The sequence below is a fragment of the Thermus thalpophilus genome (assembly GCF_022760915.1).
GTDB lineage: Bacteria > Deinococcota > Deinococci > Deinococcales > Thermaceae > Thermus > Thermus thalpophilus.
In genome coordinates, this window is the sequence record NZ_JAKTNS010000017.1 from 1 (window position 1) to 15,458 (window position 15,458).

The window sequence follows — 15,458 nt, forward strand, 5'->3', positions numbered from 1 at the left end:
GGTCGTACACCTGTAGGTTGGGTGTGGTTTCCATCCCAAAATCCTAAGGCCAAGGGAGAGGGGTGCGGAATGTCGGCCTGGACCTCTGGGCCCAGATGTTCTTGCGGGTGGGAAGGGGGAAGGTATCCAGGGCGTACCCCTGGGCTTGATGCAGGTCTTTCCAGAGGCGGGCGAAGACCAGGGTCTTTCTGTGGTTCCCCCCAAAGTGCATGGCGGCGACCACGCAAAGGGTGAGGACGACGCTGGAGGGGGTCTTGGTCTGGGGGTCGTCCTTGTGGCCCATGGCCTGGAGCGGGTCGTCCATAATGCGGAAGGCCGCTATCGTTTCTCTGAGCCTAGCGGCCTCTATTTTTGCATCCCCGAGGCAGAGAATAGGTGGCAACTTGGGTTATCCTTAAGCTTCGTCCTCCCGTCCTCTGCTATGGAGCAATCCTACCATGCGCTTCCTGTCTAGCCTAGTGGCCGCATATCCTCCCCGCTCCGAAGAAGAGGGGGTTATAGCTCCTCCCCACCCCCTCTTCTCTCTAAGAAGGCGAGGGCAGACCGAGGAGGTGAGCCGTGGCGGGGATTGGCGTCTCAGGGTGGCCTGGGTAGATGAGTGTCCGAATCCCCGGACAGGGACACCACATCCGGGTATCAAACCAGACAGCCAGCTCTGGCATGGATCGGACTGGGCAGGTATAGGACCGAAAACATCCCTGTTCCGCCGTAACTCCTCAGGGGCAGAAGATGCCAAAATGCATGCCATGAGCGTGGAAGGATTAATCCTTACAGACCAGGGCTTCCGCCGGGGCCGCCTTCACTTTGGCAAACGTATTGTGGCAGTGGAAGAAGCCGCGGTGGAAGGACCCTACATCCTGCCCGGCTTTTTGGACCTCCATGTCCACGGGGGCGGGGGGTACGAGGTCATGGCGGGTAGGGAGGGCGTGGAAGGAACCCTCCGCTTCCACCTCCGCCACGGCACCACGGGGCTTCTCGCCACCACGGTCACCGCACCCCTGCCCGAGCTGGAGCGGGCCCTAAGGGGCATCCGGGAAGCGGCCGAAGGCCCCTTCGGAGAGGCCCTATTGGGAGCTCACCTCGAGGGCCCCTTCATCAGTCCAAGGCGCCTTGGGGCCCAGCCCCCTTACCCCCTCCTCCCCGACCCGGAGGTGGCCTCCCGCCTCCTCTCCCTGGCCCCCGTTCGGGCCGTGACCCTGGCCCCCGAGCTTCCCGGGGCCCTGGACCTGGTGCGCCTCCTCGTGGCACGAGGGGTGCGGGTCCAGCTCGGCCACACCGAGGCGGGCTACGAGGAGGCCCTGGCCGCCATGGAGGCCGGGGCCGCGGGCTTCACCCACCTCTACAACGCCATGACCGGCCTCCACCACCGCGCCCCCGGGGTGGTGGGCCTGGCCCTGGAGCGGGGCCCGTGGGCCGAGCTGATCCCCGACGGGCTCCACGTCCACCCCGCCGCAATCCACCTGGCCCTGAAGAGCATCCCCGGCCTCTACTTCGTGACGGACGCCGTGGCGGCGGCGGGGATGCCGGATGGGACCTATCCCCTCGGGGCCCACCGCGTGGAGAAGCGGGGGGAAGGGGTGTGGCTGGGAGAGAGCCTGGCGGGGAGCACCCTCACCCAGGACCAGGCCCTCAGGAACCTGGTGGCCTGGGGCATCCCCCTGGAGGAGGCGGCGAGGCGGCTTTCCCTCTACCCCGCCCGCTACCTGGGCCTCGCCGACCGAGGGGAGATCGCCCCGGGCAAGCGGGCGGACCTGGTGATCCTGGACGAGGACCTGCGGGTGCGAGCCGTCTACCTGGGGGGCCAGCGGGTGGCCTAGCGCCCCCGCGGGTCCAGGACGTCCCTGAGCCCGTCCCCCAAGAGGTTGAAGGCCAAGACGGTGAGGAGGATGCCGAGGGCGGGAGCCGTGGCCGCCCAGGGCGCCTCCGCCATGTAGTTGCGCGTTTCCGCCACCATGGCGCCCCACTCCGGGGTGGGGGGTTGAGCTCCGAAGCCGATGAAGGAAAGGCCCGCCGCCGTGAGGATGGCCGCCCCAACCTCGTAGCTGGCCTGGACCAGGACAGGGGTGAGGGCGTTTGGGAGGAGGTGGCGGAGGAGGATCTGCCCCTGCCCCGCCCCTAGGGCACGGGCCGCCTCCACGAACTCCCTTTCCCTTAAGGCCAGAACCTGGGCCCGCACCAAACGGGCGTAGATGGGCCAGGTGACCAGGGCCACGGCCAAGACGGTGTTCACCAGGTTAGGCCCTAACGCAGCGGCGATGGCCATGGCCAGGATCAGGGAGGGGAAGGCGAAAAAGACGTCCGTGATGCGCATGAGGAGGTTATCCCACCGCCCCCCAAGCCCCCCGGCCAAAAGGCCCACCGCTGTGCCCAGGAGGCTCGCCAGCAGGACCACGCCGAAACCCACCCCCAGGCTGATGCGGGCCCCGTGGACCACCCGGGCCAGGACGTCCCGCCCCAGCTGGTCCGTGCCCAGGGGGTGCTCTAGGCTCGGGGGCCTGAGGCGCTCCAGGACGTTTTGCTCTAAGGGGTCCCCCACCAAGCCCGGGCCGAAAAGGGCCACCAGGACGAGGAAAAGGAGGAGGACCAGACCGACCACCGTCCCGGGGTTGCGAAGAAAGCGCCGCGCAAGCCTACGCATAGCGGATCCTCGGGTCCAAGAGGGCGTAAAGGAGGTCCACCAGCAGGTTCAGCAGGGAGTAGACCACGCCCACCAGCAGGGTCACCCCCATCACCGCCGGGAAGTCCAGGCTGGTGGCGGACTGGGTCACGTAGCGCCCAAGGCCCGGCCAGGAAAAAATGGTCTCCGTGAGCACCGCCCCCGAAAGGAGGCCCCCAAGGAGGCCGCCCAACAGGGTAAGGATGGGCAGGGCGGCGTTTTTAAGAGCGTGCCGCAGGACCACCTGTCCCTCGGCCAGGCCCTTGGCCCGGGCGGTGCGCACGTAGTCCTGGGAGAGGACCTCCAACATGGCCGCCCGGGTCATGCGGGCGAGGAGGGCGGCGGAGGCGGACCCCAGGACGAAGGCGGGAAGCAGGAGGTGGTGCAACGCATCCCAAAAAGCGGCGAGGTCCCTGGCCAGGAGGGCGTCCAGGGTGACGAGGCCCGTCACCCGGGGCGGGGGGATGAGGTAGGGGTCCAGCCGCCCCGGGCCCGGCAGGAGGCCCAGCTGGCGGTGGAACACGTCCAGCAGCAGGATGGCCAGGAAGAAGACCGGGGTGGAACCAAGGAGGAGGGCGAAGAAGCGCACCAGGAGATCGGGCAGGTGGTTTTGCCGGAGGGCGGCCAGGATCCCTGCGGGAAGCCCCAAGGCCACCGCCACAAAAAAGGCCGCCAAGGATAGCTCCAAGGTGGCCGGGAAGAACTCCTTAAGGTCTTCCGCCACGGGGCGGCCCGTGCGCAGGGAGCGGCCCAGGTCCAGGTGCAAGAGCCGCCTTAGGTAGATGCCGTACTGCACCAGGATGGGCTGATCCAGCCCGTAGCGCTCCCTAAACTCCCGGATCTGCTCCTCCCTCGCATTCTCTCCCAGGGCGGCCACCGCAGGGTCGATGGGGATCACCTGGGCGATGACGAAGGTCACGAAAGTGATGCCCACGCCCACGAAGAGGACCATGAAGAGCCGTCGGACCAGGTAAGCGACCATAAGGGAAACCCGTGGCTCGCGGCCACGGGCTCCACTATACCCCAAAGGCTCAGGGCTGCTTGCTCACCTGCCAGAGGGGGGCGGACATCATCGGGTTCTTCAAGAAGCCCTCCACCTTCGCCGAGACGCCAATGGGCTGGGCCGGCTGGTAGAGGACCACGTAGGGACCTTCCCGCAACACCTTTTCCGTGAGAACCTTGTAGAGCGCCTTGCGCTTTTGGGGGTCGGCCTCGAGGGCGGCCTGGCGGGCCAGCTTGGCCGCCACCTCGTCGTTGTAGCTGTTGCGCCAGGCCAGGGAGCGGGCTCCGTAGTCCGCCCAGGGGGTGGCGTTCCCATCCGGGTCCGGGAAGTCCGGGCTCCAGCCCGCCAGGACTACCTGGTGGTTCTGGGCCCGGTAGGTGGCGAGGACCTCGGCGTTGGCGATGGCCCGGATCCGGGCGCGGAACCCGGCCTTGGCCATATCCGCCTGGAGCTTGGCCGCCACGTCCGGGCAGGGCACCCCACCCCCGCAGATGCCCGTGCTCACCAAAAGCTCGAACTCAAGCCCCTGCGGGTAGCCCGCCTCGGCCAAAAGCTTGCGGGCCCGGTTGGGGTCGTAGGTGTAGGGCGTGGCTGGGTTGTAGCCGAGAAGCCCCTTGGGGATGAAGGTCTGGATCTTGATGGCGTTCCCCTGCAGAAGGCCCTGGATGAGCTCGTCCTGGTTCACGGCGTAGCGCAGGGCCTCCCGCACCTTGGCGTTGGCGAAGGGGCTCCCCGCCTTCATGTTCATGCCCAGGTACTGGAGGCGCAGGGTTTCGGCCCGCACCACCTTGAAGCGGGGGTTGGCGGCGATGGCCTTGAGCCCCTCGGGGGTGAGGCCCTCGGCGATGTCGATCTCCCCCGACTCCAAGGCCGTGCGGAGCACGGCGGGCTCCTGGATGTAGCGCAGGACCACCCGGGGGATCTTGGGCTTGACCCGGGCATAGGGGTTCGCCTCGAGGATCACCTGATTCCCCCGGTCCCAGCGCACGAGCCGGTAAGGGCCGGAACCCGCGGAGTTGTTGGTGAGCCAGTCCTTGCCCAAGTCCCCGCCCTTGGCGTTCTTCTGGACCTCCTCCGAGTCCACCACGCCCCCGATGGTGAAGGTGAGGATGGAAAGGAAGGACTGCGGGGAGGCGGACTTGGGAATGCGGACCTCCACGGTGTAGGGGTCCAGGGCCTTGGTGGCCCCGGGCTTGAGCTGGGCGATGTCGGTGAAGAGGAAGGAGCCCGGGCCCTTCAGGGCCAGGGCCCGCTCAAAGCTAAAGACCACGTCCTTGGCCGTGACCTCCCGCCCGCTGGAGAAGCGGCTTCCCCGGCGAAGCTTGAAGGTGAGGATCCAGTCTGTGGTTCCCCGCTCCACCTTCCAGCTCTCCGCCAGGCCCGGGCGCAAGGTGGCGAGGTCGTTCCCCTCAAACCGCACCAGGGTCTCGTACATGTTATCGGCGATCATCACCCCGCTGAACTCGTAAACCACCTGCGGGTCCAGGGTGATGAGATCGGTCCAGTCCCCGCCGTAGACCAGCACCTGGGTCCGGTCCTGGGCCAAGGCAATACCCGCCAACAAGAGCACCGTCCATAACCAGCGCCACATACCGCCTCCTTTCGGGCGATAACCCTTGGGGGTCATGTTATCCAAGAAGGCCACAGGGGTCAACCGCCCTCTTGGGGCGGGCGTCCCTTCGGAAGAACCCGCCTACCCGCTAGGCTTCGCCCGACCCCGGTTCGGGGCGCCTGGGCCGGTACCCACCCCCGCAGGCTCCGGCGAGGCTCAGGCCCGCGCCCGCCGCAAGGACCCGGCCAGAACGCCCAGCGTAGCGGTCACACCCAAGCCCCGGAGGGCCCACCAGCGGGGTACGGGGCGCCCCCCTCCTCCCTGGGGCCACGGGGCGGCAAGCCCGGCCCCCACCCCCTAAAGGGGGGGCCAGTAGCGCCCGTCCACCGCCGTCCAACCCCCGTCCACCAGGAAGAGGGTCCCGGTGACGTAGCTGCTGGCGGGGGAGGCCAGGTAGACCACGGCCATGGCCACCTCCTCCGGCCTCCCCCAGCGCCCAAGCGCCGTCTTCTCGGCGTAGACCCGGTACCACTCGGGGTTCGCCTTGATGGGGGCGGTGAGGGGGGTTTCGATGGGCCCGGGGGCGATGGCGTTGGCCCGCACCCCCTTGGGTCCAAGCTCCGCCGCCAGGGCCCGGACCAGTTGCAAGATCCCCGCCTTGGTGGCGGCGTAAACCCCCTGGCCCGGCTCCACCACCAAGGCGCGGATGGAGGCGAAGGCGATGAGGCTTCCCGAGCCTTGCTCCGCCATCACCCGCCCTCCGGCCCGGAGGAGGCGCAAGGTGGCCTTCAGGTTCAGGTCCACCACCCGGTCCACCTCCTCGTCCGTGTAGTCCAGGAGGGGCTTGCGCACGTTAATGGCCGGGGTGGTGACCAGGGTGTCCAGCCTGCCGAACCGGTCCAGGGCCCAGGCCACGAGGCGGTCCGCCGCCTCCTTCTCGGCGATGTCCAGGGGATAGGCTTCCGCCGCGTGGCCCTGGGCCCGGAGGGTTTCCAGAAGCGCCAAAAGCCCCGCCTCGTCCCGGTCCGCCAGGGCCACCTGGGCCCCAAAGGCGGCCAAGGCCTCCGCCGCAGCCCGCCCAATGCCCGAAGCCGCCCCCACCACCAAGGCCGCCTGTCCCGTCAGATCAAAAAGGCGCCGGTAGTCCATAGGCTTTGGCCCCATCCTACCCCTCCACGCCCTCCCTTGCCAAGCAAGGCCCGGCGGAGGATGATGAGGGCAAAGGGGGAAAGGCATGCTCAAAAACCTCATTGGCGCCCGCTGGGAAGAGGCCAACCGCCCCACCCTCCCCGTCTACAACCCCGCCACGGGGGAGGTGCTGGAGGAAGTCCCCCTCTCGGGCCCCGAGGAGGTGGACCGGGCGGTGGGGGCGGCGGACCGGGCCTTCCCCCACTGGAGCCAGACACCCCTCCTGGAGCGGGTGCGCCTCATGTTCCGCTTCAAGGAGCTCCTGGAAAAGCACGCTGAGGACCTGGCCCGCCTGGTCACCCTCCACCACGGCAAAACCCTGGAGGAGGCCCGGGGCGAGGTGCGCCGGGGCATTGAGGTGGTGGACTTCGCCCTCTCCGCCCCCACCCTCCTCCAGGGAAGGACCCTGCGGGAGGTCACGGGGGGCGTGGACCAGAACCTCTTCCACTATCCCCTGGGGGTGGTGGCGGGCATACCCCCCTTCAACTTCCCCGTCATGATCCCCCTCTGGATGTTCCCCATCGCCGTGGTGGCCGGCAACACCTTCGTCCTCAAGCCCTCCGAGCGCACCCCCCTGGGAGCGGTGCGCCTGGCCGAGCTCTTCCTGGAGGCCGGCTTCCCCGAGGGCGTCCTCAACCTGGTCCACGGGGGCAAGGAGGCCGCCGAGGCCCTGGCCGCCCATCCCCAGGTGCGGGCGGTCCAGTTCGTGGGTTCGGAGCCCGTGGCCCGCAGGCTCTACGCCCTGGCCGCCGCCCACGGCAAGCGGGTCTCCGCCGCCGGGGGGGCCAAGAACCACCTGGTGGTCCTCCCCGACGCCGACCTGGAGCAGGCGGTGCCCGCCATCCTCAACTCCGCCTTCGGCAACGCCGGGGAAAGGTGCCTGGCGGGGAGCGTGGCCGTGGCGGTGGGGGAGGTGGGGCCCCTCCTCCTGGAGCGGGTGGTGGAGGCGGCCCAGAGGCTCAAGGTGGGCCCCGGGTGGGAGGAGGGGGTGCAGGTGGGCCCCCTCATCCGGGAGGAGCACCGCAGGCGGGTGGTGGGCTACATCCAGCGGGGCCTGGAGGAGGGGGCGGGCCTGGCCCTGGACGGGCGGGGCGTGGAGGGGCCCGGCTTCTTCCTGGGGCCCACGGTCCTGGACCGGGTCTCCCCCAGGATGGCCGTGGGGCGGGAGGAGATCTTCGGACCGGTCCTCTCCGTCTCCTACGCCCAGACCCTGGAGGAGGCCATCGCCCAGGCCAACGCCGTGCCCTACGGGAACATGGCCTGCGTCTTCACCCAAAGCGGCAAGGCGGCCCGGGCCTTCCGGGAAAGGGTGCAGGCGGGCATGGTGGGGGTGAACGTGGGGGTGGCCCAGCCCCTCGCCTTCTACCCCTTCTCCGGCTGGCGGGACTCCTTCTTCGGCGACCTCCACCCCCACGGGCCCGATGCCTTCCTCTTCTACACCCAACGAAAGGTGGTGGTGGAACGGTGGTGACCGAGGCCCTGCGGGCGGCGGAGGCGGTGGAGGAGAAGGAGGTGGTGGACCTCCTCCAGGCCCTCGTTCGCATCCCGAGCCACTACCCCGGGCCGGGGGAGGCGGGGGTTGTGGCCTATCTGGAAGGCTACCTGAAGGAGCGGGGCCTGTCCGTCTTCCTCCAGGAGGCGGCCCCGGGGAGGCCCAACCTGGTGGCGGACCTGGGGGAGGGGGAAGGAGGGCTACTCCTCGAGGGCCACACCGACGTGGTCACCCCGGGGGACGAGGCCCTTTGGACCTACCCTCCCTACGCCGGGGTGGTGGAGGGGGGAAGGCTCTACGGCCGGGGGGCATGCGACATGAAGGGGGGCCTCGCCGCCCTGGTGGGGGCCATGCTGGCGGTGAAGCGGGCCCTGGGCAGGCCCAAGCGCCCCTTGCGCCTCGCCGCCTTGGCGGACGAGGAGGGGATGATGCTGGGGGTGAAGGCCTTCCTAAAGGCCGGGCTTGCCCAGGGTTTCCGCGGGGCCTTGGTGGCGGAGCCCGAGGAGATGGAGATGTGCCTGTGGCAGAAGGGGGCCTTGCGCATCCGCCTCCTTTTCCCCGGGAGGATGGCCCACGGGGCCATGCCCTACGCCGGGGATAACCCCATCCCCAAGGCGGCCCGCTTTGTCGTGGCCCTCCGGGAGCTGGAGGCACGCCTGCAGGAGGCCCATCCCCACCCCTATCTGGGCCCCACCTACCTCACCCCCACCCGCTTCCTGGCCAGCGCCGGGGAGGGGCAGCTGAACGTGATCCCCGCCCAGGCGGAGGTGGCCCTGGACGTGCGCACCGTGCCCGGGGTGGACCACCCCAGCCTGCTCAAGGAGCTGGAGGCCCTGGCCGGGGTGGGGGTGGAAGTGCTGGAAGACCGCCCCCCGGTGGAAACCCCCAGGGAAGACCCCCTGGTGCAAGCGGCCGAGGAAGCGCTGAGGCTTTTGGGCCTTCCCGCGCGCCTGGGCGGCGTGCCCGGCGCCACGGACGGCACCTTCCTCCGGGCCTGGGGCGGCCTTCCCGTGGTGGTCATGGGCCCGGGGAGAAAGACGCTCCCCCACCAGGTGGACGAGTGGGTGGACCTGGAGGAGGTGGTCCTGGCCGCGCGGGTCTACGCCGCCTTGGCGGCGCTCTACCTAGCGTAGGGCCGCTGGAAAGTCTTCAGCGCTAGAATGGAGAAGGGGAAGAGCATGGACCTGGCTTTCGTGCTCGGGGTAGCGGCGCTCCTCGTCCTGGGGGGTTTCCTCACCTATAACACCCTTATCGCCCGCAAAAACCAGGTGGATAACGCCTACGGCGCCGTGGAAGCCTACCTCAAGAAGCGCCACGACCTTATCCCCAACCTGGTGGAGGCGGTGAAGCGCTACATGGCCCACGAGCGGGAGCTTTTGGAGAGGCTGGTGGAACTCCGGGAGCGGGCGAAGGAGGCGGAGGGGAAGGGCCCCGAGGAGGCCTTCCGCCTGGAGGGCGAGCTTTCCCGCCTCCTCGCCCAGGTGCGCCTCCGGGCCGAGGCTTACCCAGACCTCAAAGCGAGCCAGAACTTCCTCCAGCTCCAGGCGGCCCTCACGGAGGTGGAAGACTCCCTGGCCGCCGCCCGGCGCTTCTACAACCAGGCGGTGACGGACTACAACAACGCCATCGAGCAGATCCCGGGTCGGTTCCTCGCTCCCCTCATGGGCCTGGGTCGGAAGCCCGTCTTCACCATCCCCGAGGAGGAGCGGGAAAGGCCCGACCTGGGCAAGCTTTTCGCCTAGCCCATGGAGCGCCTTTCCGAAGACCTCGCCCCCCTCGAGGCCCACCGCCAGCGCACCCTCCTCCTCGCCCTCCTCCTCTTCCTCGCCACCCCCTTCTGGGCCTATCTCCTTTTCCGCCTCTTCCAGGCCCTGGAACTCCGGGGAGCGGGCCTCCTCTACGCCCTCCTCGTGGCCCTTCCCCCGGGCCTCGCCCTTGGGCTCTTGCGCGCCTTGCGCCTGCGGCTCAAGCGAGCCCTGGTAGCCCCCCTGGCGGAGGCCCTGGGCTTCACCTACCGCCCCGTCCCGGGCCTGCCCTGGCACGAGGCGGAGGCCTCGGGCCTCCTGCCCCGGGCGGACCGCTACGAGGGCGAGGACTACCTGGAGGGGACGGTGGGTCCCTTCGCCTTCCGCTCCTCGGACATCGCCCTCTACCGCAAGGTGCGCACCAAGAACGGCACCTACCACGTCCGCCTCCTCTCGGGCACCCTCTACCGCTTCTCGCTTCCTTTCGCCGTCCCGGGCGAAACCCGCCTCGCCCCCCAAGGGGCGCCCCTCCAGGCGGGCGGGGCCTCCCGTAAGACCGTCCTCCTCTTCCTCGCCCTCTTCTGGGGGGTCCTCCTCCTTCTCCTCGCCCTGGGAGAGCCCGTGGAGGGGAGCGCTGGCCAGGTGCCCCCGGTGGTGGGCTTCATGGCCCTCGTGTCCCTCCCCTTCCTCCTCTGGGGCCTGGGCTGGAGGTTCGGCGGAAGGGAGCGGGTGGCCCTGGAGTCCAGCTCCTTCGAGCGCCTCTTTGACGTGTACGGCGACCAGATCGAGGCGAGGAAGCTCCTCACCCCCAGGGTGCAGGAGGCCCTCGTGGAACTCCGGCGGAGCCTGAGGAAGCCCCTTTGGGCGGCGTTCCGGGGGAACGAGGCTTGGCTCCTCATCGGGGGGCGGAACCGCTTCGAGCCGAGCCTCCTCCGCCCCCTGAGCCAGGAAACGCTTCGGGGCTACGTGGAAACCTGGACCCACGACCTCATGGAGGCGAAGCGGCTTTTGGAGGCGGTGGGGCTGGACCTGAAGGCCAGGAAGCAGGGGCTCTTCGGCGGCGAGGGCCCCACCCCTGGAACCCTGTGATACGCTTTCCCTAAGGGAGGAACCCATGAAACGCACCCTGGCGCTCCTTGCCCTCGGATTCTCCCTCGCCCTGGCCCAGACCCGGGGCGGGGAGCTTCGGGTGGCCATCCTGGCCGAGCCCCCGGTCCTGGACCCCACCGCTTCCACCAGCCAAGAGATCCCCCGCATGCTCTACGACAACGTCCTCCAAGGCCTGGTGAAGTTCAACGAGAAGGGGGAGATCGTCCCAGCCTTGGCGGAGCGCTGGCAGGGAAGCCCCACGAGCCTCACCTGGACCTTCTACCTGCGCAAGGGGGTACACTTCCACAACGGGAGCCCCTTCACCGCCGAGGACGTGGTCTTCAAGTTCACCCGCGCCCGGGACCCCAAGTCCGGCCACACCCACCCCGAGTACTACCAGGACATCCAAAGCGTGGAGGCCAAGGACCCCTACACCGTGGTCTTCCGCCTGCGCCAGCCCAACCAGGACTTCCTCTTCAACCTGGCCCGCCCTGACTCCGTCATCGGGCCCAAAGGGCGGGTGGAGGAGCAACGCACGAACCCCATCGGCACCGGACCCTTCCGCTTCGTGGCCTGGGAGCGGGGGGTGGGGGTGCGGTTGGAGCGCTTTGACGGCTATTACGAGCCCGGCCTTCCCTACCTGGACCGGGTCTTCTTCCGCTTCCTCCCCGACCCGAACGCCCAGCTCGCCGCCCTCCGGGCCGGGGACATCCACGTGATCGGCCTGGGGGTGAGCCCGGAAAACGCCCTGGTGTTGCAGCGGGACCCCGCCTTCAAGGTGGTCACGGGCTTTACCACCACGGAGATCACCGTGGGCATGAACAACAGTCGCCCCCCCTTCAACGACCTCCGGGTGCGCCGGGCCATGCAGCACGCCGTGGACAAGAAGGCCCTGGTGGAGGGGGTGATGCTGGGCTATGGCACCCCCATCGGCAGCCACCGCTCGCCGGGAGAGCGGTGCTATGAAGACCTCTCCGGCTTCTACCCCTACGACCCCGCCCGGGCCCGGGCCCTTTTGCAGGAGGCGGGGTACGGGCCAAATAACCCCTTGCGCTTCACCTTCACCTTGGCGGCCCCTTACCCCTATGAGCGGCGGCTCGGGGAGGCCATCGCCGCCCAGCTGGGCCAGATCGGGGTCCAGGCCCGGCTGGAGGTGGTGGAGTGGGCCACCTGGCTTTCCCGGGTCTTCCGCGGGGCGGACTACCAGATGACCATCATCGGCCACTCCGAGCCCCACGACATCGGGATCTACGCCAACCCGAGCTACTACTTCCGCTACGACTCCCCTCGCTTCCGGGAGCTTTACACCCAGTACCTGCGCACTCCCGACCCCAACCGGGCCTGTGAGTTCATGAAGGAGATGCAGCGCCTCCTGGCCCAGGACGCGGTGAACGTCTGGGTGATGAACGCCCCCTACATCGCCGCCATGCGCCGGGAGGTGATGGGCTGGTGGCAGAACCAGCCCACCCCGAGCCTCAACGTGACCCGGGTCTACCTGGCGCGCTAGATGCGGGGCTTCCTCTTCAGGCGCCTCCTCCTCGCCCTGGCCACCCTTTGGCTTTCCGCCACCTTGGTCTTCGCCTCCCTCCTCCTCCTGCCTGGGGATCCGGTGCAGGCCATCCTGGGCCTCGAGGCCTCCCCCGAGGCCCGGGCGGCCCTGGAGAGGTCCTTGGGTCTGGACAAGCCCCCCCTGGCGCGCTACCTGGACTGGCTCGGGGGGCTTGCCCGCATGGACCTGGGGGAGTCCATCCGCTACGGCAAGCCCGTGGCGGAACTCCTAGAGGAGCGGCTTTCCCTGTCCTTGGCCCTGGTCTTCCTGGGGCTTTTGGGGGCCTTGGCCTTGGCCCTCCCCTTGGCGCTCCTTGCGGTGCGCTTTCCCCCTTTGGACCTTGCCCTAAGCGGCCTTGTGACCGTCCTGCAGTCCCTCCCCACGTTCTTTTTGGGGGTGGTCTTCCTTTACCTCTTCGCCGTCCATCTCCCGCTCCTGCCCGCAAGCGGCTTCCCGGGCTGGGCGAGCCCCAGGGAGGCCCTCCGCCACCTCCTCCTCCCCGCCCTCACCCTGGCCCTTTCCCGGGCCGCCATCCTGTTCCGCATGGCCCGGGCGAGCCTCCTGGAGGTGCTTTCCCAGGACTACATCCGCACCGCCCGGGCCAAGGGGGTGCCGGAGCCTTCCGTCCTCCTCAAGCACGCCCTGAAGCCGGCAAGCCTTCCCCTGGTCACCCTGCTCGGCCTCGAGGGGGGCTTCCTCCTCACGGGGGCGGTGGTGGTGGAGGCGGTCTTCGCCCTGCCGGGCCTGGGGAGCCTGGCCCTCACCGCCCTGGAGGCCCGGGACTACCCCCTCCTCCAGGGCCTGGTCCTCACCATGGCGGCCCTCATCGTGCTCTTCAACGTCTTGGTGGACCTCCTCTACGGGCTTTTGGACCCGAGGGTGGAGTATGCGTAGCCCAAGCCTCCTCCTGGGGTGCCTCCTGGTGGGCCTCTTCCTCCTCCTGGCCCTCGCCTCCTTCCTCTACCCCGTGGACCCCAACGCCCCCGACTTCCTCCGCCGCCTGAGCCCCCCTTCCCCCGAGCACCCCCTGGGCACCGACCCCTTGGGCCGGGACCTCCTGGCGAGGGTCCTCCACGGGGCCAAAAACGCCCTCTGGGTGGGCGGCATCGCCGTGGGGGTGGGGTTTACCCTGGGGGTGGCCTTGGGCCTTTTCGCCGGCTATTTGGCGGGGCCATGGGACGGGGCGCTTAGCCTCCTGATGGAGGCGCTTTACGCCCTCCCCGGGCTTCTCCTCGCCCTCCTCTTCGCCGCCCTCCTCGGGCCTGGGGCCCTGAGCAGCATGCTGGCCGTGGGGCTTTCCATGGTGCCCGCCTTCTTCCGCCTGGCCCGGGCCTACGCCTTAAGCCTCCGGAGCGCCCCGTTTGTGGAGGCGGCCGTGGCCTTGGGGGCCTCGAGGGGGCGGATCCTCCTCCGCCACCTCCTGCCGAACCTCCTCGGGCCCCTCCTCGTCCAGGCCAGCCTGGCCTTCGCCGCCGCCCTCCTGGCCGAGGCCGCCCTTTCCTACCTGGGCCTCGGCGTCCAGCCCCCCGCCCCGAGCCTGGGGCGGATGCTCCGGGAGGCGCAAAGCTTCCTGCCCCTCTCCCCTTTCCCCGCCTTGGTGCCGGGGCTCGCCCTCACCCTGGCGGTGCTCGGCTTCAACCTCTTGGGGGACGGGCTAAGGGACCGGCTGGACCCCAGGCGCTAAGGGGCTATAGTGAATCCATGCTCCGAATTTTGCTAGCCCTATTGACCCTGGGTGGATTGGCCTTGGCCCAAAGGGTGGTGGTGGCCCAAGCCCTGCCCCGCCCGCAAGGCCCCTGGGGCGTGGAAAGCTACCCGGGGCTTCCCGTCTATTCCCTTCGCCTCACCACCACGTACCCCCCCGAAACCGCCCGCTTTCCCGGGAGCTTCCAGGTGGCCTACGACGGCGAGGCCTTGTACGTGCTGGCCCGCCTGGAGCAGGAGGCGCCGCCCAAGGCGGAGCGGGGCCCGGACGACCCCGAGTGGTGGCAGGACGATACCCTCGAGGTCTTCCTGCGGTGGGACCCCTTTGACGAGGAGGCCCCGGACCTGCACCTGGCGGTGAACCCCAAGGGCGTGCGCTTCCGGCGCTACACCGCTCCCCTTTCCTACGAGGCCCGGACCGGGACGTTCCCGGGGGGGTGGTGGGCGGCCCTGCGCATCCCCTTCGGGGAAGCCCTTCCTCCCCCCAAGCCCGGGAGCCTGTGGCAACTCAAGGTGGGCCGCGGCCACCCGAGTGCCCAGGAGTACACCCTCTGGCCCATGGGGGGAAGCTTCCACTCCCCGGGCAATTACGGCTACCTGGTCTTCCTCCAGGCCCCGCAGGACCTCGAGGCCCTAACCGCAGAGGTGCGGGCCCGGGAAGCGGCCCTTCCCCCCATTCCAAGCCGCCTCCAAGGGCTTAAGCGCTGGGCGCTTTACTACGGGGGAGATCCCAAAACCCTTGCCCGCCTCCGGGCGTACGACCTGGTGGTCTTGGCCCGAGAAGCTCCCCTGGACCTGGTGCGGGGGCTCAAGGAGGGGGGAACGAAGGTGGTGGCCTACCTGCCCCTGGGGGTGGTTCCCCGAAAGGAGGCGGAAGCCCGAGGGTGGCAGCACGCCGCTTTGGGGCCCAACCCCTATGCGCCGGACGCCCTCCTCATGGACCCTGCGTCCCCCGCTTGGCGGGCCTACGTGCGGGCCGAGGCGGCCCGGCTGCTCGCCTTGGGGTTTGAAGGCTTCTTCCTGGACGGGCTGGACCTGGCCGACCTTTACCCTGAGAAAATCTCCGCCCTAGCCGCCTTGGTGCGGGGCTTACGCCAGGCCGAGCCCGGAGCCCTTTTTCTGCAACACCGGGGCTTCCGGGTCTTGCGGCGCACCGCCCGTTACCTAGACGGGGTCGTCTATTCGGGCCTCTCCCTGGACGCCGCCGGAAGGCCCAGCTTGGCCGACCCGAGCCCCGTCTGGCCCTTCCGAAGCCGGGGGCTTCCCGCCTTGAGCTTGGACGTGGCCCCAAGCCTCGAGGCCAGGGCTTGGGCGGAACAGCGCGCCCTGGAACTCGGCTTTGTGCCCTACGTGGCCCTAGGCCGGCTAACGGATCCTCCCTAAGAAACCTAGGGCTTTTTGCGTTAAAGTCTTAAGACTTTAAGGTCCCTATGGCCTAAGCCCAAAGGCGGAAGACAAGCGTCTCAACTTTCTTTAAAGT

General features: G+C 69.1%; 13 protein-coding genes and 1 pseudogene. 9 read left to right on the top strand and 5 right to left on the bottom strand.

Annotated elements, in window-relative coordinates:
- Window positions 1–76: 76 nt before the first annotated feature.
- Window positions 77–304: pseudogene (locus L0D17_RS07305) on the bottom strand (IS982 family transposase); the annotation flags it as partial.
- 442 nt (window positions 305–746) lie between these two features.
- On the opposite strand from L0D17_RS07305, the gene nagA reads away from it, so the two are divergent.
- Complete coding sequence (gene nagA / locus L0D17_RS07310; protein ID WP_243094617.1) at window positions 747–1,817, top strand: N-acetylglucosamine-6-phosphate deacetylase; 1,071 nt, start codon at window positions 747–749, stop codon at window positions 1,815–1,817.
- Here the strand turns inward: nagA and nikC are convergent.
- The 4 genes from nikC to L0D17_RS07330 form a co-directional block, all read right to left on the bottom strand.
- Entirely contained in the window at window positions 1,814–2,638 is an 825-nt protein-coding gene (gene nikC, locus L0D17_RS07315; protein WP_243094618.1) for a nickel transporter permease, read from the bottom strand. The two genes, nagA and nikC, sit on opposite strands and share 4 nt — an antisense overlap.
- Complete coding sequence (locus tag L0D17_RS07320; protein ID WP_243094619.1) at window positions 2,631–3,638, bottom strand: ABC transporter permease; 1,008 nt, start codon at window positions 3,636–3,638, stop codon at window positions 2,631–2,633. The genes nikC and L0D17_RS07320 overlap by 8 nt, the downstream gene beginning before the upstream one ends.
- Before the next feature lie 49 nt (window positions 3,639–3,687).
- The gene (locus tag L0D17_RS07325) at window positions 3,688–5,250 is read right to left on the bottom strand and encodes an ABC transporter substrate-binding protein (protein ID WP_243094620.1); all 1,563 of its coding nucleotides are present in this window, start codon (window positions 5,248–5,250) and stop codon (window positions 3,688–3,690) included.
- Window positions 5,251–5,568: 318 nt separating this feature from the next.
- Window positions 5,569–6,360 (bottom strand): SDR family NAD(P)-dependent oxidoreductase, encoded by a 792-nt coding sequence (locus L0D17_RS07330; protein WP_039460540.1) that lies wholly within the window; start codon window positions 6,358–6,360, stop codon window positions 5,569–5,571.
- A gap of 85 nt (window positions 6,361–6,445) precedes the next feature.
- Between L0D17_RS07330 and L0D17_RS07335 the strand changes: the two genes are divergently transcribed.
- The 8 genes from L0D17_RS07335 to L0D17_RS07370 are packed head-to-tail and all read left to right on the top strand — an operon-like array spanning window position 6,446 to window position 15,361.
- Entirely contained in the window at window positions 6,446–7,870 is a 1,425-nt protein-coding gene (locus tag L0D17_RS07335) for a CoA-acylating methylmalonate-semialdehyde dehydrogenase (RefSeq protein WP_039460538.1), read from the top strand.
- A complete protein-coding gene (locus L0D17_RS07340) occupies window positions 7,867–9,024 on the top strand; it encodes a M20 family metallopeptidase (RefSeq protein WP_039460551.1) in 1,158 nt (385 codons plus the stop codon). Before L0D17_RS07335 ends, L0D17_RS07340 begins: the two co-directional genes overlap by 4 nt.
- A gap of 45 nt (window positions 9,025–9,069) precedes the next feature.
- On the top strand, window positions 9,070–9,633 hold the full coding sequence (locus L0D17_RS07345; RefSeq protein WP_243094621.1) for a LemA family protein: 564 nt from the start codon (window positions 9,070–9,072) through the stop codon (window positions 9,631–9,633).
- Window positions 9,634–9,636: 3 nt separating this feature from the next.
- Window positions 9,637–10,725, top strand: a complete 1,089-nt coding sequence (locus L0D17_RS07350) for a DUF3137 domain-containing protein (protein WP_243094622.1) — start codon at window positions 9,637–9,639, stop codon at window positions 10,723–10,725.
- Between the two features lie 25 nt (window positions 10,726–10,750).
- Window positions 10,751–12,232 carry an ABC transporter substrate-binding protein gene (locus L0D17_RS07355; RefSeq protein WP_243094623.1) on the top strand — a complete coding sequence of 494 codons (1,482 nt, stop codon included), beginning with the start codon at window positions 10,751–10,753 and terminating at the stop codon, window positions 12,230–12,232.
- The gene (locus tag L0D17_RS07360; protein ID WP_243094624.1) at window positions 12,233–13,168 is read left to right on the top strand and encodes an ABC transporter permease; all 936 of its coding nucleotides are present in this window, start codon (window positions 12,233–12,235) and stop codon (window positions 13,166–13,168) included.
- The gene (locus tag L0D17_RS07365) at window positions 13,161–13,958 is read left to right on the top strand and encodes an ABC transporter permease (protein WP_018112014.1); all 798 of its coding nucleotides are present in this window, start codon (window positions 13,161–13,163) and stop codon (window positions 13,956–13,958) included. The genes L0D17_RS07360 and L0D17_RS07365 overlap by 8 nt, the downstream gene beginning before the upstream one ends.
- 17 nt (window positions 13,959–13,975) lie before the next feature.
- Window positions 13,976–15,361: an endo alpha-1,4 polygalactosaminidase gene (locus L0D17_RS07370; protein ID WP_243094625.1), complete on the top strand. Its 1,386-nt coding sequence runs from the start codon at window positions 13,976–13,978 to the stop codon at window positions 15,359–15,361.
- The last annotated feature ends 97 nt before the right edge of the window (window positions 15,362–15,458 follow it).